20 protein-coding genes are annotated in these 22267 nt (G+C 64.2%); 10 read left to right on the forward strand and 10 right to left on the reverse strand.

Annotation, left to right across the window (positions count from 1 at the left end; all coding sequences use genetic code 11):
- Positions 1–78: 78 nt before the first annotated feature.
- The 4 genes from BMI87_RS13165 to ruvC form a co-directional block, all read right to left on the reverse strand.
- The gene (locus BMI87_RS13165; protein WP_078522064.1) at positions 79–486 is read right to left on the reverse strand and encodes a group III truncated hemoglobin; all 408 of its coding nucleotides are present in this window, start codon (positions 484–486) and stop codon (positions 79–81) included.
- Entirely contained in the window at positions 479–1513 is a 1035-nt protein-coding gene (gene ruvB, locus BMI87_RS13170) for a Holliday junction branch migration DNA helicase RuvB (protein WP_078522132.1), read from the reverse strand. Before ruvB ends, BMI87_RS13165 begins: the two co-directional genes overlap by 8 nt.
- An 85-nt stretch (positions 1514–1598) precedes the next feature.
- Complete coding sequence (gene ruvA / locus BMI87_RS13175) at positions 1599–2267, reverse strand: Holliday junction branch migration protein RuvA (RefSeq protein WP_078522065.1); 669 nt, start codon at positions 2265–2267, stop codon at positions 1599–1601.
- Positions 2264–2797: a crossover junction endodeoxyribonuclease RuvC gene (gene ruvC, locus BMI87_RS13180; RefSeq protein ID WP_078522066.1), complete on the reverse strand. Its 534-nt coding sequence runs from the start codon at positions 2795–2797 to the stop codon at positions 2264–2266. Before ruvC ends, ruvA begins: the two co-directional genes overlap by 4 nt.
- Positions 2798–3013: 216 nt before the next feature.
- Between ruvC and BMI87_RS13185 the strand changes: the two genes are divergently transcribed.
- Positions 3014–3199, forward strand: a complete 186-nt coding sequence (locus BMI87_RS13185; RefSeq protein ID WP_078522067.1) for a DUF1127 domain-containing protein — start codon at positions 3014–3016, stop codon at positions 3197–3199.
- A gap of 78 nt (positions 3200–3277) precedes the next feature.
- Here BMI87_RS13185 and BMI87_RS13190 read toward each other — a convergent pair whose 3' ends face one another.
- The 4 genes from BMI87_RS13190 to BMI87_RS13205 form a co-directional block, all read right to left on the reverse strand.
- Positions 3278–3625, reverse strand: a complete 348-nt coding sequence (locus BMI87_RS13190; protein WP_078522068.1) for a hypothetical protein — start codon at positions 3623–3625, stop codon at positions 3278–3280.
- Between the two features lie 92 nt (positions 3626–3717).
- On the reverse strand, positions 3718–4587 hold the full coding sequence (locus BMI87_RS13195) for a 50S ribosomal protein L11 methyltransferase (RefSeq protein ID WP_078522069.1): 870 nt from the start codon (positions 4585–4587) through the stop codon (positions 3718–3720).
- 79 nt (positions 4588–4666) lie between these two features.
- On the reverse strand, positions 4667–5311 hold the full coding sequence (msrA, locus tag BMI87_RS13200; RefSeq protein ID WP_078522070.1) for a peptide-methionine (S)-S-oxide reductase MsrA: 645 nt from the start codon (positions 5309–5311) through the stop codon (positions 4667–4669).
- Between the two features lie 68 nt (positions 5312–5379).
- A complete protein-coding gene (locus tag BMI87_RS13205; protein ID WP_078522071.1) occupies positions 5380–6612 on the reverse strand; it encodes an MFS transporter in 1233 nt (410 codons plus the stop codon).
- A gap of 123 nt (positions 6613–6735) precedes the next feature.
- Between BMI87_RS13205 and BMI87_RS13210 the strand changes: the two genes are divergently transcribed.
- From BMI87_RS13210 to BMI87_RS13220, 3 genes are all read left to right on the forward strand, one after another.
- Positions 6736–7800 (forward strand): YeeE/YedE family protein, encoded by a 1065-nt coding sequence (locus BMI87_RS13210; protein ID WP_078522072.1) that lies wholly within the window; start codon positions 6736–6738, stop codon positions 7798–7800.
- Positions 7801–8124: 324 nt separating this feature from the next.
- Entirely contained in the window at positions 8125–10005 is a 1881-nt protein-coding gene (locus BMI87_RS13215; protein WP_078522073.1) for a GAF domain-containing protein, read from the forward strand.
- A gap of 8 nt (positions 10006–10013) precedes the next feature.
- Positions 10014–10400 (forward strand): response regulator, encoded by a 387-nt coding sequence (locus BMI87_RS13220; RefSeq protein WP_133051988.1) that lies wholly within the window; start codon positions 10014–10016, stop codon positions 10398–10400.
- A gap of 39 nt (positions 10401–10439) precedes the next feature.
- Here BMI87_RS13220 and BMI87_RS13225 read toward each other — a convergent pair whose 3' ends face one another.
- Positions 10440–10964 carry a hypothetical protein gene (locus BMI87_RS13225; protein WP_246832696.1) on the reverse strand — a complete coding sequence of 175 codons (525 nt, stop codon included), beginning with the start codon at positions 10962–10964 and terminating at the stop codon, positions 10440–10442.
- The gene (locus tag BMI87_RS22775; protein ID WP_246832697.1) at positions 10957–11670 is read right to left on the reverse strand and encodes a response regulator transcription factor; all 714 of its coding nucleotides are present in this window, start codon (positions 11668–11670) and stop codon (positions 10957–10959) included. The genes BMI87_RS13225 and BMI87_RS22775 overlap by 8 nt, the downstream gene beginning before the upstream one ends.
- Positions 11671–12350: 680 nt before the next feature.
- Here BMI87_RS22775 and BMI87_RS22940 point away from each other — a divergent pair.
- From BMI87_RS22940 to BMI87_RS13260, 6 genes are all read left to right on the forward strand, one after another.
- Positions 12351–13790 (forward strand): hypothetical protein, encoded by a 1440-nt coding sequence (locus BMI87_RS22940; protein WP_078522076.1) that lies wholly within the window; start codon positions 12351–12353, stop codon positions 13788–13790.
- Positions 13791–13964: 174 nt separating this feature from the next.
- The gene (locus BMI87_RS13240; protein ID WP_078522077.1) at positions 13965–16259 is read left to right on the forward strand and encodes a hypothetical protein; all 2295 of its coding nucleotides are present in this window, start codon (positions 13965–13967) and stop codon (positions 16257–16259) included.
- A gap of 36 nt (positions 16260–16295) precedes the next feature.
- Positions 16296–18377 (forward strand): type I secretion system permease/ATPase, encoded by a 2082-nt coding sequence (locus tag BMI87_RS13245; RefSeq protein ID WP_146681600.1) that lies wholly within the window; start codon positions 16296–16298, stop codon positions 18375–18377.
- The gene (locus BMI87_RS13250; RefSeq protein WP_078522078.1) at positions 18374–19726 is read left to right on the forward strand and encodes an HlyD family type I secretion periplasmic adaptor subunit; all 1353 of its coding nucleotides are present in this window, start codon (positions 18374–18376) and stop codon (positions 19724–19726) included. The genes BMI87_RS13245 and BMI87_RS13250 overlap by 4 nt, the downstream gene beginning before the upstream one ends.
- 244 nt (positions 19727–19970) lie before the next feature.
- Positions 19971–20258 carry a FeoA family protein gene (locus tag BMI87_RS13255; RefSeq protein WP_078522079.1) on the forward strand — a complete coding sequence of 96 codons (288 nt, stop codon included), beginning with the start codon at positions 19971–19973 and terminating at the stop codon, positions 20256–20258.
- Positions 20255–22162, forward strand: coding sequence for a ferrous iron transporter B (locus tag BMI87_RS13260; RefSeq protein ID WP_078522080.1), 1908 nt, complete (start codon positions 20255–20257; stop codon positions 22160–22162). Before BMI87_RS13255 ends, BMI87_RS13260 begins: the two co-directional genes overlap by 4 nt.
- The last annotated feature ends 105 nt before the right edge of the window (positions 22163–22267 follow it).

Here is a 22267-nt window from a genome sequence, read left to right on the forward strand (position 1 = left end):
AAGTATCCCGGGGGGCTCGTGAAACGAGCGGGGGCAGAGCCCCCTCCACCTCTAGTTTTGCGCGCCTACGCGCGCGGGTCATTTCAGCTTCGGAATACCGCCCGCAAAGGTCTCGCGTTCGACCACGCCTTGCCGCAGGCTCATCCCGATCCGATGCGCCAGCGCCGACCAGCCCGCCGCCTGTTCGGGCGTGAGCTCCGCGCTCAGCACCTTGTCAAATTCCGCAAGCCAGGTTGAAAACATGCCCGGGCGCACATTGCCTGCTGCGCGGTGGACCTGCATGGGCGAGCCGTCATAGCCCGGTTTGCGCAGGATCGCGTTCTTCCAGAACCGGGCGACCTTGTCTTCATGGGTGGGCCAGTCGGTGACATGCACCGCAAAGACCGGACCGAGCATCGCGTGGCTACGCACGCGCTCGTAGAAGCGCGCGACGACGCGGTCGATCTCGGCCTCGGAGATCTCGAAACGTGCCAAGGGGTCAGCCATCGCCAAAGAGGTCCGTCTGCGGGGTGGCGGGTTTCGGCGCTTCCAGCCCCAGATGCCGCCACGCCCGCGCGCCCAGCATCCGCCCGCGCGGGGTGCGGCTGATCAGGCCCTGTTGCAGCAGGTAGGGTTCGATGACTTCTTCGATCGCGTCGCGGCTTTCTGACAGCGCGGCCGAAAGCGTCTCCACCCCCACCGGGCCACCGCCGTAATGATCGGCCATCAGCATCATGTAGCGCCGGTCCGCCCCATCGAGACCAAGATTGTCGACACCGAGGCGCGTCAGCGCGCGGTCCGCGATCTCGCGTGTCAGACGCCCGTCGCCCTCGACCAGCGCGAAATCGACGACGCGGCGGAGCAAACGTCCCGCGATGCGCGGGGTACCGCGGGCGCGCTTGGCGATCTCGCGGGTGCCCGCGGGGTCGGACGGGATACCCAGAAGCCGCGAACCGCGCGTCACGATCAGGTCCAGCTCGTCCTCGGTGTAGAATTGCAGCCGTGTCGGGATGCCGAAGCGGTCGCGCAGCGGTGTCGTCAGCAGGCCAAGCCGCGTGGTCGCGCCGACCAGCGTGAAGGGCTGCAATTCGATCCGCACAGTGCGCGCGGCGGGCCCCTCGCCGATCACCAGATCGAGCTCGAAATCCTCCATCGCGGGGTAGAGCACTTCCTCCACCGCCGGGTTCATCCGGTGGATTTCATCGATGAAAAGCACGTCGCGCGCTTCGAGATTGGTCAGGATCGCGGCCAGATCGCCCGCCTTGGCCAGCACCGGTCCCGAGGTCATCTTGAAATTCACGCCCAGCTCTCGCGCCATGATCTGCGCCAGCGTCGTCTTGCCCAGACCGGGCGGGCCGTGGAACAGCGTGTGATCCATCGCCTGGCTGCGCATCTTGGCGCTTTCGATGAAGACGCGCAGATTGGCGCGGGCCTCGGCCTGACCGGTGAATTCCTCCAGCGCCTGCGGTCGCAGGGCGCGGTCGGCGTCTTCGGGCAGGCGGTCGGGCCGCAGGGTGGGATCAGGTTCGCTCATCGTCATTTACTGTCGCGCCTTTGACGGAGGGGAGCAAGCGGGGCTCTGCCCCGCACCCCGGGATATTTTCACCAAGAGGAAGAGGTCAATCCTTCGGGGCCAGGAGCCTTAGCGCCGCGCGGATCAGCTTGGCCGTGTCGGTGACCTCCGGGTCGTCATTGGCCTGCGCGACGGCACCGGCCGCGTCCGAGGGCGCATAGCCGAGATTGGTGAGCGCGGAGATCGCCTCGGCGGTGAAATTCACCTTGGGCGTGGCGGCGGGGGCTGCTTTCTTCGCGGGCTTCTTGGCGGGCGCGTCCTCGATCACCTCGGGGGTGGCATCGACGGTGAACTCGGCGCCCATCGCCATGACGGTGGGCGCTTTCTCCTTCAGTTCCAGCACGACGCGCTGCGCGAGTTTCGGGCCGACGCCGGGGGCGGATTTCACCGCCGACCAGTCGCCCAGCGCGATCGCGCGGCCCAGCCCCTCCGCGCCGAGCGTGCCGAGGATCGCGAGCGAAGCTTTCGCGCCGATCCCCTGCACCGAGGTCAGCAGCCGGTGCCATTCCTTCTCCAACAGCGTCGGGAAGCCGAAGAGTTGCAGCAGGTCCTCGCGCACCAGCAGATCGGTATAGAGCGCGCAGGCCTCGCCCACGGGCGGCAGCGATTGCGCGGTGCGCTGGCTGACATGGACGACATAGCCCACGCCGCGCACGTCAATCATGACGTGGTCGAGCGCGCGGTGGATGATGACCCCTGCGATGCGACCGATCATGCGCGCCTCCGCTGGGTTGTGCCCAAGGCATCGCGGGAGAGTTGCGCCGCGTTCATCCGGGCCGCCGATTGCAGGTGGAAGGCGTGGCAGATCGCAATGGCGAGTGCATCGGCCGCATCGGCGCCTTCGAACTGCACGCCGGGCAATTGATGGCGCACCATATGCTGCACCTGCGTCTTGTCGGCATGGCCGACGCCGACGACGGTTTTCTTGATCGCGTTGGGGGCGTATTCGCCGACCTCGAGCCCGGCCTGCGCAGGCGCCAGAAGCGCGATGCCGCGCGCCTGCCCCAGTTTCAGCGTCGCCACCGCGTCCTTGTTGACGAAGGTCTGCTCCACCGCTGCCGCTTCAGGCATGTGGGTCGCGATGACCGCGCTCAGCCCTTCGTGCAGCACCAGCAGGCGCTTTGCCAAATCCTTACCTTCGGAGTGGAGAATCCCGTTCGCGACATGCCTGAGTCGCGATCCGTCCATCTCGATCACGCCCCATCCGAGATTGCGTAACCCCGGATCGATCCCGATCACCCGCATCTGCCCTGCCTCGTTCTCGTGTTGTTTCGCAAGAACTAGCACGAAAAGGGAACATCGGCCAGAGGGGATGCAAAAACCGGCCTCATATCACATGCGATTCCTGCATGGCGGGGCTGCCAAAACTGAGATTGTTTTCGCACCCTGCCAGTCTTATCTGCGCTTCAGAAGATGTAATGCCCGAAACTTGAGCAGTTTGTGAACTGAAGGATCCTCCCCATGGCTTCGATGGATATCAACACCCGCATGAGCCGCAGCGCCCGACCGAGCGTCTTTACCTCGCTGATCGCAGCCCTGCACGACTGGAACGACGCACGCGTCACCCGCAAGGCTCTGATGAAGCTCAGCGACCGCGCGCTGGACGATATCGGCCTGACCCGTCTCGACGTGGCGCGCCTGCGCTAACGCGACCGACAGGTCATGCGAAAAGGGCTGCCCCGGCAACGGCGCAGCCCTTTCTTTATGGCTTAATGGCTTCGGTGCTCAGCCGAAATACGGCGCGAGCAGCCCGGCGATCTTGCGGGTGATGGGGTCGGCATGCATGATCCAGGCCCCCACCCTTTCGAATTGCGACCCACCCGCGAGGCTTGCGACACGCGCCTCGTAGCTCTCCTGGCCCACCTGCGCGAGCATCGCGCCCTTCACCAGCAAAATACCGGCAAAGATCAGCGCCACACCGCGCAGCGGAATACTGCGACGCGACTTCGGGCGCATGGAATCAAAATAGCTGCGCCCCAAGGCACCGGACGCCTCGAATGCACCGCCTGCTTGATGGATCTGGTCGATCCGATGCAGGCGCTTCTCAAAAGACTCTATTTGTGGATCGCGCATGGCAAACCCCGTTAACTGCGATGCCCCCAAAGGCAATTTCTCAGGTCAGGGTAAAGCAATCCTTACCGCAATCAGAGCGGATTTGTGGCGGATTAGGCGCGCTGCATGGCCAATGTCGTCCATTCGCCGAATTCCTTACGCGAATGGGAAACAAAGCCCTGCGCTTCATAAGCGGCGACGACTTCATCGGCCTGTTCGTTGAGGATCCCGCTGAGGATCACGAAGCCCGATTCGGCGCAGTTGCGGCCCATTTCGGGGGCGAGCGCGACGAGCGGGCCTTTGAGGATATTGGCGAAGATCAGATCGAAGGGGGCGGCCTCTTTCAGGCGCGGATCGCCGAAGCCCGCGGCCTCGATGCAGATCACGCGGCCTTCGAGTCCGTTCACCGCGACATTCGCCGCCGCCGTCTCTACCGCGACCGGATCGATATCGGAGGCCAGAACCGGCTTGGGCCAGAGCTTCGCTGCCGCCATCGCCAGAACGGCGGTGCCGCAGCCGATATCGGCGACGTTATGGAAGGTGTGACCCTCGTTCGCCAGATCGTCGAGCGCGGTCAAGCAGCCCGAGGTGGTGCCGTGATGGCCCGTCCCGAAGGCCATCGCCGCATCGATCCGCAGCGCGATCGTATCCGCCGGGATCTTGTCCTCGTCATGGCTGCCATAGAGGAAGAAGCGGCCCGCGCGCACCGGGGCCAGTTCGCGGCGCACGTGGGCGACCCAATCGGTTTCCGGGATTTCCGAGACGACGAAGGGCTGCGCCCCGTGCGAAATCGCCAGCAGGTCCAGCGCCACATCGTCGGGGGCCTCGAGGAAATAGCCCGAAACCTCGTAGCGGCCCGACCCGTCCTCGATCTCGAACACGCCGGTGCCATAGGGGCCGGGATCGAGCTCTTCGAGACGTTCGGACAGCGCCTCGGCGGCCTCGCGATCGGCCAGCGTGGTAAAGGCGGTGAAGGTGGTCATGGGCGCGCTCCTCGGGATGGTTGCGCCCGGGCTTAGGGCCGCGGGCGCGAGCCGTCAAGCGGCCCGCACACGCATCAGATCACGCGTTCAGCCCGATCGGGCAGGTCACGCCGGTGCCGCCGATGCCGCAATAGCCGCCGGGGTTCTTCTCCAGATATTGCTGGTGATAATCCTCGGCATAGTAGAAGGGCGGCGCGTCGATGATCTCGGTGGTGATCGTGCCATAGCCCGCCGCCTGCAGGCGCTCGGCATAGGCGTCGCGCGAGGCTTTGGCGGCCTCTTTCTGCGCATCCGTGTAGGTGTAGATGCCCGAACGATACTGCGTGCCGCGGTCATTGCCCTGACGCATCCCTTGGGTCGGATCGTGGCCCTCCCAGAAGACGCGCAGCAGGTCTTCGTAGCTGACCTTGGCGGGGTCGTAGATCACGCGGACGACCTCGTTATGGCCGGTCATGCCGGTGCAGACTTCGCGATAGGTCGGGTTGGGCGTGGGACCGCCCGCATAGCCGACCATGGTCAGCCAGACGCCGTCGGTGTTCCAGAACATGCGCTCGACGCCCCAGAAGCAGCCCATGCCGAACATCGCCTCTTCCATGCCCTCGGGCACGGGCGACCGCAGGTCGCGCCCCCAGAGGAAATGCGGCTCTGCCAGAGGCATCGCTTCGTCACGCCCCGGCAGGGCGTCGGCTTTGGTTGGAATGGTGGCGGGTTTTCCGAACAGCATGGTAAATCTCCCTTTCGCGCCCCTCTCAGATAGGCGCGGAGCGGCGGAATTTCCAGTTCACGCGGGCGTCACGCCGGCACCGGGCCAAGACCCTGCAGCACCGTCTCGTAGCCTTTCGAAGGGTGACGCGGCACCAAGAGCGCAAGCCCCAGCGAGATCACCGCCATCGAGGCCGCCAGCCCGAAGACCGCGCCGGGCGAGACCATCCACAGATAGCCCAGCGTCACAGGCAGGAAGACAGCCGCGATATGGTTGATCGTGAAGGCGACAGCGGCGGTGGGCGCGATGTCCTCGGGGTCGCAGATCTTCTGGAAATAGGTCTTCTGCGCGAAGGCCAGCGCGAACAGCAAGTGGTCGACCACGTAAAGCGCGCAGGCCAGCCAGATGCCCCAGCCGAACCAGTAGATGCCGCCATAGGCGAGGAACAGCAGCGTCAGCCCGACATATTCGAAGATCAGCGCCCGGCGCTCGCCGAAGCGATGCACGAAGCGGCCCATTGCAGGCGCGGCGGCCATGTTGACCGCGAAGTTGATCAGGAAGAGCGCGGTGATCTCATCCACCCGCAGCCCGAAGCGCTCGACCATCATGAAGGCGGCGAAGACCACGAAAATCTGCCGCCGCGCGCCCGCCATGAAGGTGATCGCGTAATAGAGCCAATAGCGACGACGCAGCACGAACTTCTTCGATTGCGGCTCGCGCGTGTGGAACTGCGGATATATCAGCGCGGCGGCCGCCATCATCACCATCGTCGCGATCCCGGCGGTGGCGTAGACGAATTCGTAGCTGAGGTTGAACGTCTTCCAGGTCAGCACGAGCAGCGCATAGGCCGCCAGCGAGGCCCCCGAACCGATGGCCACGATCCGGCCCAGCGTCTGCGGCGCCTTGGCCTTGTCGATCCACTGCAATTGCAGCGACTGGTTCACCGTCTGGAAATAGTGAAACCCGATCGAGGACAGGAGCGTCACAATGATCAGCCCGGCGAAGCTCGGGAAAAGCGCGGTCACCGCCGTCGCTCCGCCCAGAAGCAGCAGCGAGAGGATCGCCAGCGTCTGCTCGCGCATCACCCACAGCACGACGATCACCCCGATCGCGAGGAAGCCCGGCACTTCGCGGAAACTCTGCAGCCAGCCGATATCGACGCCGTCGAAATTCACCACGTCGATGACGAAGTTGTTCAGCAGCGCCGACCAGGTGGCGAAGGAGATCGGCATTGCGGTGGCCATGACGTAGAGCAGCGCCTCGGGTCTGCGCCAGCGCGGCAGCTCGTGGGCCTCGTCGAGAGGGACGGATCGGAACTTCATCATGCCTTCCTTAGACGCGACGGCAGCGCCTGCGGCAAGTCTGCAAAAGGTGCGACCTGACTCAGATCAATGTGCGTTTCTGCGGTTTCTGGCAGAACCCGTGCGCGAACGGGAGATCGTATCATGGACATCATCGCACTCATCGAGCGGATCGGCGAAGGCCCCACGGCGGCGCTTTTCGGGGTGATCACCGGGCTTATCTTCGGCGTGGCCGCGCAGAAATCCAACTTCTGCCTGCGGGCCGCGACGGTGGAATTCGCGCGCGGCAAGCTGGGCGGCAAGGTCGCGGTATGGTTCCTGACCTTCTCGACCGCGCTGGTCTGGGTGCAGAGCGCGCAACTGCTCGATCTGTTCCGGCAGGGCGACAGCCGGATGATGTCGGTGCCCGGCTCGTGGTCGGGCGCGATCATCGGCGGGCTGATCTTCGGTGTCGGCATGGTGCTGTCGCGCGGCTGTTCGGGACGGCTTCTCGTGCTGGCGGCGACGGGCAACCTGCGCTCGGTCGTCTCGGGGCTGATCTTCGCGGTGACCGCCACGATGAGCCTCAAGGGCATCCTTGCGCCGCTGCGTGACCGGCTGGCGAGCCTCTGGATCACCGGCGCGCAGAACGTGAATATCCTCGACGCGCTCCACCTGCCCAACTGGACCGGACTGGCCGTCGGCATCGTCTTCGCCATCGCGGGCATGTATCTGGCCAAGCGCAACGAGATCGGCGTGAAGACATGGATCTTCGCCTCCGGCGTCGGCTTCGCCGTCGCGGTGGGCTGGGTTCTGACCTTCATGCTGAGCCAGGTCGCTTTCGACCCGGTGCCGGTGAATTCCGTCACCTTCTCGGGCCCCTCTGCCAATACGCTGATGTTCTTCCTCGACCGCAACTCGGTGCTGGAATTCGACGTGGGCCTCGTGCCCGGCGTGGTTCTGGGCGCTTTCCTGAGCTCGCTCTTCTCGCGCCAGTTCGCATGGCAGGGCTTCGACTCGATGCCGGTGATGCGGCGCTCGATGATCGGGGCGATCTTCATGGGCTTCGGCGCGATGCTCGCCGGCGGCTGCGCCATCGGCAACGGCGTGACGGGCACCTCCGTTCTGGCAGGCACCGCGTGGCTGGCGCTGTTCTGCATGTGGATCGGCGCGATGGTGACCGACTTCCTGCTCGACCAGCGCACGATGACGCCCGCCACCGCTTGCTAAGTACGCTCTCCGTCGCGTGCTTTCATATGGCGCGTCCCGGCAAGGTCGGGACGCGCCTAGGCCAGTTCCTGCCGGTTCGCTGAAACCTGCGCGAATCCTTACCTAACGTCACCCATTAGAACACGTTACGAATTCAGCATAAGACGCCTTCGGAATGCAGGTGATCGCGACCTCTTGGCTCTGCAATTCGTCGACACCGCAACCGCGTCACGAAAAACGTAGAAGAAAATCGTGTTTGGCGGAAATCGTGATCGCAACCGTGTCATATGACACTGGGCGAAATGGGTTTCTTCGGGGCATAGGTGGAATTATGAGAGCCTGCGCATGAATACCTCTATGCCCCCTCCGCTGACCGGTGAAGAACGGTCCAAACTCGCCGATCCGGCGCGCCTTCGGGCGTTGCGCGAGACCGGTCTTCTGGAGAGTGCGCCTGCGGAAATCTTCGAGCGCGCGACACGGCTCGCCACCCGTGTGACCGGAGTGCCTGTCTCGTTGGTTTCCATGGTCGATGAGAACCGACAGGTCTTCGTGGCGCAAACCGGGCTGGACGCCCCTGCCCCCTCGGAGACGCCGCTCAGCCATTCCTTCTGCCGCTATGTCGTCGAATCCGATGCCCCGCTGAACGTGCCCGATGCGCGCACGGACGCGGTGCTGCGCGAAAATGGTGCCGTGCGCGATCTGGGCGTGACCGCCTATCTCGGGGTGCCGCTGCGCACGGTCGACGGGCAGCCGCTGGGGGCGTTCTGCCTGATCGACCGGGAAGCGCGGCAGTGGACCGAGGAAGAATACGAGGCGCTGTCCGACATCGCCGCCGGGGTCGAGGCGGAAATCCGTCTTCGGCGCCAGATCAACGTCGCCCATCGTGAGGAAAACCGGTTCCGCGCTGTTCTCGACCAGATGCCGATCGGCGTCGGTGTGGCCGAGCTGGGCACCGGTCGACTTATCGATCTGAATGCCACCGCGATCGAGATGTTCGGCGTGACGGACGGCGACGTGACCAAGCAGCTCGCCTTCGACGCTTACACGCCAGAAGGGCGCAAGCTCAGCCTGAGCGAGTTTCCGATCGTGCGCGCGGCGCGCAACGAAGAGACGATCAGCCATATGGAACTGCGCTGCGTGCGCCATGACGGGCCGGAACGCAATCTCTTGGTCTCGGCGCAGCGGGTCGAAAGCGAGCCGCCCGTGGCCGTGGCCACCGCGCTCGACATTTCCGATCTGAACGCGGCGCGCGAACATGCGGCCGAAGTCGACCGGCGGCTCGCGCATTTTCACGAAATCACCTTCGACGCGATTGTCGAACTCGATAGCGAAGACAAGATCCGGTTCGCCAATTCGGTCATGCGCGCCCGCATCCGCGACTCGGTCGGAGCCGAGGCGGAAGCACAGGCGGTCGGGCGGTCGCTTTGGGAGACCGCGCCCCATCTGATCGGAAGCAATTTCGAAAAAGCTCTGGAAGAGGCCCGCCGCACAGGTGTCCCGACGGTCACCGATCAGGACGGGCGAGACGGCCGCATTCTGGAGGCACGCCTTTACCCCGAGCACGGCGCGATCCTCGCCTATCTCCGCGACGTGACCGAGGAGCGGCAGATCGCGAAAGCGCGCGACACGCTGACGCGCGAGCTCAACCACCGGGTCAAGAACGCCTTCGCAATGATGTCGGGGCTGGTCGGCATGACCGCGCGCCATGCGAAGACGCCGGAGGAAATGGCGCGGGGCCTGCGCGAGCGGATCGGTGCGCTGGCCCGCGCCCATGAGCTGATCAATCCGACCGCCACGCCCGAGCGCGATTTCCGCGGCATGGTCGAGTTGCGCGAATTGTTGCTGGGCGTTCTTTCGCCTTACACCAATCTCGACGATCCGCGCCTGATCCTCGACGGTCCTCCTGTTGCGCTGAACCACGCGGGGTCGACCAACCTCGCGCTGGTGATCCACGAACTGGCCACTAACGCCGTGAAATACGGGGCGCTTTCGCATGAAGCAGGCCTGCTGGAACTGACCTGGCGCGACACGTCCGGGCAGCTCGAACTCGACTGGCGAGAAAGCGGCTATCCCGAAGAACTGGTGCAGCCGAGCAACAGCGGCTTCGGATCCAAGCTCATCGACCTGACCATTCAGGGCCAATTGCGGGGAACCTATGGAACCGAATGGGTTCCCGACGGGTTCCAAGCTCGCATGACCGTGCCAATGGACCTGATAAAAGGGTAGTGTAGCCCATGTTACAGAGCAGTATGACTTGCCTCGAGGGCAGCAATGTCCTCGTGGTCGAAGACGAATTATTCATTGCCTACGACATCGCCTTCTCGGTCGAGGAGGCGGGCGGTCAGGTTGCCGGGCCCTTCGCGACCTTGGCGCGCGCGCGTGCCGCGCTGTCCGATAGCTCGATGAACGTCGATGGCGCGATCCTCGACATGAACCTGCTCGACGGATCGGCAGAAGCCCTGATCGTCGAGCTGTGGAAACGCGAAGTGCCCTTGGTGGTGAACACGGCCGAGCCGCTGCCGCTCGCCTTGCAATCGATCATGCCGGAAATCCCCGTCTTCTCGAAGCCGACGAACCCGTGGGAACTGGCCGAGGCGCTGGGACGCCAGATGCGCAACTGAGCTTCGGCGTGGCGTATCTGCAGCCGCCCCCTGCCCGCTTTACAGCGGCATTCCATAGTCCTTGGCGATCGCCCAGATCTCGGCATTGATCGCCTGCATTTCGGCAAGCGCGGCTTCCAACTCGGCAAGCGTCGCGCGGTCCAGAATGCTTTCCTCTCCAATCCTCAGACTGGTCTTGCGATCCGCGATCCGCATCTGGATTGCGCGCACTGGCCCGCCGCCCTCGTCGAAGGCGTAGAGGCAGTGGTTGAAGTGATTACGCAGCCCCGAGACCTTCTTCATCCGCGCGGACACCGCCAGCACCCGTTCGCAGGCCTTCGGCGCGCAGGGGCAGTCGTCGCGCTTGGCCAGCCGATCCACCAGATCGAGCCGCGCCCGCGTCGTGTTCAGCGTCAAATGGATAATCGTCGCGACGCCCTTGTCGGTCCCGGCGAGCCCCGCAATCAGATGGATCAGCAGGCTCTCGGTATTGGTCCACGCGTAGTTGATGCGCCCGATCTGCATCAGGAACTGATCGAAATCCGGCGGCCGCATCTCCGTCGGCGTGGGCGGGTCCTTAGGCACTTCGGTTTCGGTGATACCAGATCGCCGCCTCGGTGCGGTTGGTGACGCCGAGCTTCCCGATGATGCGGTGGATATGCAGCTTCACCGTATGCTCCGACAGGTTCAGCTGCCCCGCGATGATCTTGTTCGGCTGCCCCGAGGCGAGCATCTCGAGCACCTCGGTTTCGCGCGGCGTCAGCCCCGATACGTCGATCGCGTGCGACGCGTTGGCTGCAGCCGATCCGTTCAGCGCCGAGATCGGTGGATCTGCCGGACGGCAGCGCAGAAGCGCGGGCGGGATATAATGCCCCCCCGAGACGATCATCCGCAGGATCAAGAGCCACGTCGTCAGATTGACGTTCATCGGCAGCAGACTGATGTGATGGGACAGAATCGCAGCGCTATGGCGCGTCATCAGATCTTGCGCATAGGCCTCGTCTTCAATCGCGACGATCAGCTTCACGCGCGACAGAAGCGGCTCACGGCGTTCCGCCAGCGCGACGAGACCATCGGCGTGATCCTCGTCCACGATAAGCGAACAGAGCGCACCATGCTGCGCGATCCGACCATCGGGATGCAATTCCTCAAGCAGCGTCTCGAAGTCATCCAGACGCAGACATGTCGCCGGTGCCACCTCGGCATCGACGGTTCTCAATACGGTATCGGAAAAAATCTGCGACGCGCCCAGAAAACAGATCGCAGCATCCTGTTTGCGGCAAGACGGCATTACGCGTTTCCCCGCGGGTTCACTCTTATGCAACGCATTCATGGCGGCCCCCTCCTCCTACCCTGAACTCAATATGCGGACGGTTAACCCCACGTCATACCGTCCGCATCAACCATATCACGGACCAGTGAGATCAGCGTTACCCGAAGTGTTTACCCGATGGTAAGGATTCTCTTACGTAGCGTAATCTTACTCGAATCGGCGCGCGAGTGGTGGGATTTCTGCGCTGCGGCACTTACTGGCGCGCGCCAGTGGTAGCGCGCATTAGCTTCGCCACTAGACCTTGTCCCAATTTCTGCATTTGCAACGGCTTTGTGAAAATCACAGCAATCCTCCGGGATTCCGCAGGTGCCTGCGCGTGGAAATTCGGAAAATGGATGCGTTTCAGGCGGTTAATAAGATGCCCCGACCGGCTAGACCCATTTGCTAGCTAGGTCCTCAGGATCACGGGGCGCAGGATGTTGGTGTCGCAGCTGGGGGCTGTGACTCGTCTGTTTCCACACTCCGCCCGGAAAGGGTGACCCACCTGCGAATCGCTCGATTCGGGGATCGGGATCGGGGTGCCGAGCGGTTGGGGAAGCGGACATTCACCGGGGCGAAAGCCCTTAATCACGAAGGTCCGACCATATCCGTTTTAGACAGAGTGACGGATCCCGGACCGATCAACTGGGAGAAGACAAATGGTATTTAGAAATAACTTGTTCGATCCGAGCATTCAGGTGCAGGGTCAAAATCAGGACCAGACCGAAGCTCAGGGCCAGGCTCAGGCCGAAATGCAGGGTCAGGGCCAAGGCCAGGGCCAGTACCAGCACTCGACCACCGAGAACAGCAGCGACTCCGGTTCGCTGGCGGGATCGGGCGCTGGCAGCCTTGCGGGTTCGGGCGCGATGTCGGGTGCCGGTGCCGGTGCGCTTGCGGGCTCCGGCTCGAACAGCGATTCCGGCTCGCATAGCGGTTCGCATGCAGGGGCTGGCGCTCATAGCTCCAGCGACAACACGAACATGAACGGCAATGGCAACCTCAACGCCAATGCGAACCTCAACGCCAACCTGACTGCGGTCGATGTTCAGGTCGGTCTGAACCTCGACGGCTACGAGCCGTCCGATGACGACTTTGCCGATTTCGATCTGAGCGGCTCGTCGAAGATCGGCGATGTTCTGATGGCCGATGGCAACATGAACTACGCCTATGATCCCGGCGATGACATGAACTTTACCGACGTGCTCAACGGCGCTGGTAACGACAACATGCTCATCAACGCGCAGTCGAACAGCCTGAACGACAACGACACGCTGAACAATCCGAGCGTTTCCAACCACTCGAGTTTCGCGGTCGACGCTACGATCAAGGACAATTCGGCAGAGGCGGATGACGGGATCGATGCAGCCTCCGAAGGCGGCAACGGTGCCGAAGATGTCGGCTCGACCGGTGGCGCTGCACTTGCCGGTGGCGGTATCGCCCTGTCGGGCGGCGGCGTGTCGATCGCGGCCTCGGACACCGAGGGTGAAGGCGATGACGGCGGTGACGGCGGCGCAGGCCTCGGTCTCGGCGTCGGGCTGGGTGTGGGCGCCTCGGGTGCCGCAGCGCAAGACGGCGGCGCCGGTGCGATCGCTGGCGGCGGCGACACGGGAAGCCTGGACATCCTTCCGATCGTTTCGCCGGAACTGGCGACGGGCGGCGATGCCGGTGCGATGGAGTTCGGCGGCGCGACCGCAGGCTCGATGGGCGTCGGCCATGGTATGGGCCTCGGCGCCGGTGAAGGCGGCAACGGCGGTGCTGGCGGCGACGGCTACGGCTGGTCCTCGACCGGTTCGCAAGCCTCGGGCGGCGGTTCCTGGGCGACGGGCGGCTATGCTGGCGGTGGTAACGGCGGTGGCGACGTCACCGCAGGCGGCGGCGGCAATGGCGGCAGCCTCGGCAACTGGGGTTCGGGCAATGGCGATGATGGTATCGTCACCGGCCAGTCCTACGCCGATGCGAGCGCGGCCATCGACACCACCGCGTTCAACCAGTCGATCGTGATGGGTGCCAACATCCTCGGCAACGCCGTGGATACCACCGTGGTCGGTGGCTCGCTGTCCTCGACCTATATCGGCGACGACGACACCACCGGGGCATAAGCTCCTGCGCGGCGCGCCTCCCCGGAGGCGCGCCGCATCTCGTTCCCGGCGTTTCACATCGCATCACGCCCGGACCTGACCTCGGCGGCATTCGCCCGCCCGATGCGATGAACCGACAGTCTGACGACCCGCATCCAAGCGCGGGTCTCCAGCGTCATGAAGGGGGGAAGTAAGATGCTTGACCGGCAGACCGAAATCATCGCCCATTTCATCGGTGCCTTCAATCAGACGACCGAGACCTATGTCGCCCGACAGGAATACGACGCTTTCCGCGCACTGCAGGCCTCCACGCCTGCTCCGGGGGTTCTGCTCTCCGTCACTGTCAACGTCGACTCGAATTACCTGCTCGGAGATTTCGATCCGGCGCTGCAGCTGAGACTGCCACTGGCGCCGCCGCCCGGCGCGCCCTGGCTGCCCTTCGTCGACGATTACCAGTTGCGCGACATCGCACCGCCCGGGTTGCCGCCCGGCCAGTTCGCGATCCCGCCCTATGATTTTCCGCCAGTTCCGGTGCCGTTTCAGGTGTTCCTCGGAATGGCCCCGCCCTCCTCGGTGCTCCACATTACCTCGCAGATCAACACGCTGAACGATCATGACGTGCTCTACGACAAGCCCTTCATGATGCCGGCGGAGCTGATGGACGAATACGGCCCGGAGGCCTCCGCGTCGAAGCTGATGGCGCTGGCCGATTATGCCGATGCGCTGACGGTGAGCACCGCGCCTGTGGGCACGACCATCGAAGCGCAGACAGAGACGCTGATGGCTCAGATCGACGCGCTCGATCCCGAGGCCGTGCCCAGCGGCGCAACGGCCGCGATGTTCCGTAGCGAGACGATCTTCGCCGCGCCCTCCGACACCGATGCGGAAGACGACGCAGGAGCGGGCGCTTCCGATCCTGAAACCATGACCGAGTTGGAAAACGAAAGCCTCGAAGGCGGTGAAGCGGAAGCCTCCTCCCCCCTTCCGCCCGCCTTCTCCGGCCAAGTGGTGTTCGACGGACAGCTCATGGACGAGATGCCCGAGACGCTGACGCTGCGTCTGGAAGCGCGCGATCCGTCTGAGGACGAGGATGCACCGCTTGGCGAAGGTGTGGTCGAGGTCGAGATCGACGGGATCGGCGGCGAAGACGGTGCGGCCGGGCTGGTCCAAAGCCCCGACATGCCCGTTGATCCGGCCGGCTTGGCGCTGGAAATCGTGCAGAGCCTGAGCACCGGCAACAACCTTCTGCTGAACCAGTCGCAGGCGGTGCATGACTGGCTCGATGCGCCGGTCATCGCAGTGGGCGGGTCGATGACCTCGCTCTCGGTGATCTCGCAGGTCAACGTGCTGCGCGACGTGGATATGAAGCTCGGACTGGGCCATCACGGCACCGGAAACAGCGCTGGCGGGAACGGCCTCGGAAACGCGGGGGGCTATGATCCGCTCGCCTCGCAGGCTCACAACGTCGCGGTCTACACCCAAGAGGCCAATCCCGCGAACTTCCTCAATCTCGTCATGCCGGCTGGCAGCAGCCTGATCGCGATGACGGCAATTCGCGGCGACCTGATCATCGACAACCATACGACGCAGGTAAACGCGGTCTCCGACGGGGATCTGGTGAGCTTCGGATTCGGCTCCTATTCCGCCGAGATCGTGATGGGTGACAACTCGACCGTCAACTTGCAGCTGTTGCTGGAAATCGGTTCGCAGTTCGATCTGATCATGATCGGCGGCAACATGTACGAGATCGCGCAGCTCGAGCAGATCAACGTGCTGCTCGACGACGATCTGGTGATGAGCGGATCTGGCGGCGTCGGGCATGGCGGCGCGGGCCATGTGTCGAGCGAGGATAACCTTCTGTGGAACGAGGCGCATCTGACCAAGGTGGGCATCGACCAGTACATGGAGATGGACGCGCAATATCAGAGCGTCCTCGATCAGCTTGCCAAGATTTACGGCGGCCTCGGTCCGAACGCGGGCGAAGACCATTCGATGCCTCCGGGCGCGGCCTTCGAGGCGGTCGAAGGGCTTCTGGGCGATGAGCTTCTCGGCGGCCAGATGGCGCTGCGGGTGCTCTATATCGAGGGCGACCTCGTCATCCGGGACAACTTCACCCAGATCAACATTCTCGATGACGCCGACCTGATTTCGATCGACGGGCCGGGCGAGTTCGGCGTCGAGGCTGGCGGCAACACGCTTGGCAATGTCGCGTCGCTGACCGTCGCGGGCGTCGACAGCACGATCATGGCCGCCGATGGCGTCTATTCCGACGCGGTGATCTGGCAGGCGGGCATGATGGATGACGGCAGCGGTGATCCTCTGGGTCCGACGAGTTCCAGCGAAGGGGCGCTCGCCTCGGAGGCAGTCGCCTTCCTCGCGGACGGGATGATCGAGAACACGCCGAATTACGACGACGAGGAATTCCAGGTGCATCCGGGCTCCCACGGGGGAAGCGGGTCGCTCGATGCATTGCACACGGTTCTGGCCTGACGGGGGCGCGGAACTACACATACTAGGGGAACTTCGATGCAAGACAGGACTGACGACGCCGCCGGGGGGCAGGCGCACCGCCAAGATGGTCATGACGCGATGGCTCAGAACGAGGACCGGCCAGAGGTCGATCCGACAGACAAACGGCAGGCGGAAGCCACCACGGGAGACGGTCCCGAGGCGGAGACGCAAGCCGAAGAGACCGGCGCGGAGGGGACTGTCGAAACAGTCGCCGCCCGGACGGAGGGTGGTGCTGACACCCAAAAGGAGGCGGGTCGTGTCCCCGCGCAAAATGCCTCCGGCTCCCCACCGGCGCCACCCTCCACTCCAACCTTTCACAAGCGCCTCGGTCCGGTGGATTTCACCCGCACGCTGCATGACATGAAGAAGCGCCTGCGCGCGAACATTGCCTTCGTTGCTTTGATGACCTGCGCCACGAATATCCTGATCCTCGCGGTGCCGATCTACCTGTTCCAGATTTCCGACCGGGTCTTCACCTCGCGCTCGACCGATACGCTGGTGATGCTGACCATCGTGATCGTTGGGGCGATCGTGGTGCAGACGCTGCTCGACGCAGTGCGCAGGTTGGTGCTGATGCGCTCGGCGGTGGATGTGGCAGCCCGTCTGGGCGCGCCGGTCCTGTCGGCGGCGGCACAGGCCTCGCTGCATTCCAACGGGCGCGAATATCAGGTTCTGGGCGATCTCAACGCGCTGCGGAGCTTCCTCGTGTCCGGCACGCTTCTGTCCTTTCTGGACGTGCCCTTCACACCGATCTTCGTCCTCGCGGTTTTCCTGATCCACCCGCATCTCGGCACGATCGTGGTGATCACCGCGCTGATCCTGATGGTCTTCGCCTGGATCAACCAGAAGATCACCTCGGAGGGCTTCCGCCGCGCCAATATCGCGCAGACCAAGGCGAACCTTCACCTCGAGTCGATGTCGCGTAACAGCCAGATCATCAACGCGATGGCGATGATCCCCGAGGCCGTGTCGATCTGGGGCCGCGATACCGCCGCCTCGCTGCGCGCACAGACCGAGGCGCAGGACCGCAACGTCTTCACCGCCTCCGCCTCGCGGATGTTCCGCCTGTTCACCCAGATCGGGATGCTCGGCTGGGGCGCCTATCTCGCGCTCGACGGGCAGATCACCGGCGGCATGGTGATCGCCGCCTCGATCGTGGCGGGCCGCGCGCTCGCGCCGATCGAAGGGGCAATCGAGGGCTGGAACTCGTTCCTGCTGGCACGCGGCGCCTATGACCGGGTCGGTCAGCTTCTGGCCTCGGCCAAGACCCGCAACGACAAGCTGCGCCTGCCCAAGGTTGAGGGGCGGCTCGACATCGAGCGTCTTCTCTATGTTCCGCAGGGCACCAAACATGTCGTGCTCAATGCGCTGACCTTCTCGCTCGCGCCGGGCGATCAACTGGCGATCATCGGCAATTCGGGCGCGGGCAAGACGACGCTCGGAAAGATGCTGGTGGGATCGGTCCTGCCGACCTCGGGGGCTGTGCGGCTGGATCTGATGGACATCCGCAACTGGGATCCGCGGCAATTCGGGGAATGCATCGGCTACCTGCCGCAGGACGTGCAGCTCTTCCCGGGCACGATCAAGCAGAACATCGCCCGGATGCGCGAGGATGCGAGCGACGCCGCGATCCACCGCGCCGCCGCGCTCGCCGATGTGCATGAGATGATCGCCTCGCTGCCGCAGGGCTACGAGACGGTCGTGGCCTCGGACGGCTCACCGCTCTCGGGCGGGCAGAAACAGCGGATCGGTCTGGCCCGCGCCTTCTTCGGCGATCCGAAATTCGTGGTGCTGGACGAGCCCAACTCGAACCTCGACACCCAAGGCGATGCGGCTCTCGTGCGCGCGCTCGGCCATGCGAAGGCGAACGGGATCACGGTGGTCGTGGTCACGCAGAAACCCTCGCTGCTCAGCGCGGTCGACAAGATCATGCTGCTCAATGACGGCAATATCGCGATGTTCGGCTGGCGCGATCAGATGCTGGCAGAACTGGAGCGGCGCAAGCAGGCCAAGGCTCAGCAGGTCCAGCAACAGCGTGCCGCAGCCCAACCCGCTACCACCACCGCGAACGCACCCATGCAAGGAGCGCCGGCATGACACTCCTTCTGACCAACCCGATCCAATCTGCCGAAACCCGCGACTGGTCGACCGAGGTTCCGCGCAACATCAAGACTCTCGTCATCATCGGCCTGACGATCTTCGCGATGGCCTTCGGAGGCTTCGGTGTCTGGGCATTCAGCGCACCGCTCGCCGCCGCCGTGATGGCGCCGGGCTCGTTCGTGGCCACGGGCCGGAACAAGATGATCCAGCACCTCGAAGGCGGGATCATCAAGGAGATCAACGTCTCCGAGGGCGATTTCGTCACCGCAGGACAACCGCTCCTGCGCCTCGACGAGACCTCGGCTCTGGCCAATGAACGCGCGTTGTTTCTGCGCCGTGCGCGACTGACTTCGATGGAGGCCCGGATTCAGGCTGAATATGACGGCTGGCGCGAATTGGTCTTCCCGGAATGGCTTCAGGAGGCCCGGCGCGATGCGGAGATCGCCGCGATGATGGACTCGCAGCGGCTCGCCTTCGAGGTGACACGGGCGAAAGTGCAGAGCGAGCTGGACCTTCTGGCCCGCAACATCGCCGCCATGGAAAGCCGCGCGGAAGGCTATCGCGCGCAGTTGACCGCCACGGAGGCCCAGCGCGACCTGCTGGCCCAGGACCATGAGAGCAAGGCGAAACTCTACGAGAGCGGCCTGATCCGGCGGACCGAATTGAACGCAATGCTGCGCGCTCTGGCAGATGCGGAGGGGCAGATCGGACGCCTCAAAGCGGAGATCGGCGAGAGCGAGGAGATGCGCGCAAAATATCAGGCGCAGACCACGCAGACGATCGAAACCCACAAGCAGGCCGCGCTCGACGAGCTGGAGACCGTGCAGGCGGAGCTGGATTCCGTGCGCGAACAAGAGCGCAAGGCAACCTCCATCCTGAAGCGCGTCGTGATCGACAGCCCCGTTTCCGGCACCGTGGTGCGGCTGAACTATTCCGGCGCGGGCGGCGTGATCGAGGCGGGCAAGGTGATCGCCGAGATCTTGCCCTCGGAAGCGCCGCTCATCATCGAGACGATGATCGCACGCACCGATATCGACGCGATCAAGGTCGGACAGGAGGCCTCGGTGCGGCTGTCGGCGCTCAACCAGCGTACGACGCCGATCCTGATCGGGGAGGTCTATTACATCTCCGCCGACGCGATCGTGGAACGCTCGGGCGAACATCCGCGCGAGGTCTATATCGCGCGCATCCGCCTGCCCGCCTCGGAGTTGCGCCGGGTGCCGGGCTTCGCGCCGATGCCCGGGATGCCGGTCGAAGTGATGATCCAGACCGCGTCGCGAACCTTCGCCCAATACATCGCGAAACCGGTGGTGGATTCGATGAACCGCGCTTTCCGCGAGCATTGAGGGGTCGATCCGGCGGAAAACCGGCCTGAAGGCGTCGCTCCCAAGGGGGCGGCGCTTTTCTTAGTCACCTAAACGATTTCAGACACTTATCTAATAATTTAGAGTCCTTCTAAATTCCTGACTAAAATAATCGATCACGAAGGCGGGAAAATACCAGACTTCATTTGTCAGAGATCAATTTCCAGACTATCTCCAATCTGTAGGAAGCGAAGACCAACTCGCGACCCATCACGGAGGTGCCCTCATGAAGGCCAGCCCTATCGAGAACGAAACCTGCAAATGCGCGCTGCCGCTTGGCCAGTGCCGTCGTGGGTTCCGGGGCACTCTGGTATCGGTCTGCCCGCTTGCCGGGAATGACGGCTATGACGCGGACGAGTTGGAACTGCGCCTGCTGGAGCTTGGCTTCATCGAGGGCGCTTCGGTCCACATCCTTCACGAAGGTCCGTTCGGGCGCGATCCGATCGCGGTGCGCGTGAACGACACCACCGTCGCTCTGCGGCGTGCCGAGGCGATGGCCATCCTCGCGGAATGACGTCGGCACCTGCCATAAACCAGCCCAAAGCCTCTCTGACCGACCCCGACGCCCAGCCGATCGAGGCCGCGCTTGTCGGTGCGCCGAATTGCGGCAAGACGGCACTGTTCAACGCGATGACCGGCGCGACCCAGAAGGTCGGCAACTATTCCGGCGTGACCGTGGAGCGCAAAGTCGGCGTGGCCACCACGCCCGAGGGCCGCAAGTTCGCGCTGATCGACCTGCCCGGCACCCATAGCCTGCGCGCCCGCTCCCCCGATGAGGAAGTGACCCGCGACGTGCTGCTGGGCCAACGCCCGGGCGAGCGTGTCCCCGACATGATCCTCGCGGTGGGCGATGCGACCAACCTGCGCGGCGCGCTGCGTCTGGTCTCGGAACTGAAGAAGATCGGCCTGCCGATCGTGATGATCCTCAACATGATCGATATCGCGCGCCATCGCGGCTTGCAGATCGACCATGTGGCGCTGAGCGAGGAGCTGGGCATCCCGGTGATCCCGGCCACCGCCGTGCGCCGTGGCGGGCTGGACGAGCTGTGGTCCGCAGTGGACCCAATGCTGGAAGCCGGCCTAGACGCACCGCAACCGTCGAGCTGGGCCGTTCCCAGCACCCATGACATGCGGGTCTCGATGCGGGAGGCGGAACGGCTGGTGAAGACCCATGTGATCCAGCCGCCAGAGCCGGACACGGTCTCTGCCAAAATCGACCGCGTCGTGCTGCACCCGATCGCCGGGCCGATCATCCTGCTCGCGATCCTCTTCGTGATGTTTCAGGCGGTCTTTTCCTGGGCCGCGCCGTTCATGGATGCGATCGACTGGGCCTTTACCTCCGTTGGCGCGGCGGTGACGCAGCTGCTGCCGGACGGGCTGATCCAGAGCTTCATCGCGGACGGGCTGATCGCGGGCATCGGCTCGGTCATCATCTTCCTGCCGCAGATCCTGTTCACCTTCCTCTTCATCCTGCTGCTGGAAGATTTCGGCTACATGGCGCGAGCCGCCTTCCTGATGGACCGGATCATGGGCCGCGCGGGGCTGAACGGGCGCGCCTTCATCCCGCTCCTGTCGAGCTTTGCCTGCGCGATCCCCGGCATCATGGCGGCGCGGGTGATCGACAACAAACGCGACCGGCTGACGACGATCCTCGTGGCACCGCTGATGACCTGCTCGGCGCGCATTCCCGTCTATACGCTGATCATCGCGGCCTTCATCCCGAACACGAAAGTCCTCGGCGGGCTGAGCCTGCAGGGTCTGGTGATGTTCGGCCTCTATGCGGCGGGCGTCTTCTCGGTCCTCGCGGTGGCCTTCGTCGCGCGCTACCTCTTTGCCCGAGAGGAGCGCTCGGCGCCGCTGATGCTCGACCTGCCCGACTACAAAACGCCGATCCTGCGCAATATCGCGCTGGGGCTTTACCAGCGTGCGCGGGTCTTCCTGCGCCGCGCGGGCACGGTGATTTTCTGGGCGATGGTCGTGATCTGGTTCCTGTCGACCTTCCCGATGGCCCCAGAAGGCGCGACGGAGCCCGCAATCAACTACTCCTTCGCCGCGATCATCGGCCATTTCGTCGCCCCGATCCTGCATCCGCTGGGCTTCGACTGGCATATCGCGGTGGCGCTGGTGCCGGGCATGGCCGCGCGCGAAGTCGCCGTGGCCGGGCTTGCGACGGTCTACGCGGTAGGCGGCGAGAACGGGCTGATCCACACGCTTTCCGATCAGTGGAGCCTCGGCACCGCGCTGGCGCTGCTCGCATGGTATATCTTCGCGCCGCAATGCATCTCCACGCTGGCGGTGATCCGGCGCGAGGCAGGTTCGGCGAAATGGATGTGGGTCGCCGTAGTCTACATGTTCGCGCTGGCCTATCTCGCAGCCTTCGCGACCTATCAGATTTCCGCGCTGCTCGGCGCAGGCTGAGCGCGCGCCCGGCCCCTTCAATCGATGGTGAGGCGCGGTGAGCGATTTGCCGCCTTGAGTTTCGCGTCCCGATCCGGATGATGCCGCCCAACAATCACGGGACAG

This window comes from Thioclava sp. F28-4, assembly GCF_002020045.1.
In the GTDB taxonomy this organism is placed as follows: domain Bacteria; phylum Pseudomonadota; class Alphaproteobacteria; order Rhodobacterales; family Rhodobacteraceae; genus Thioclava; species Thioclava sediminum.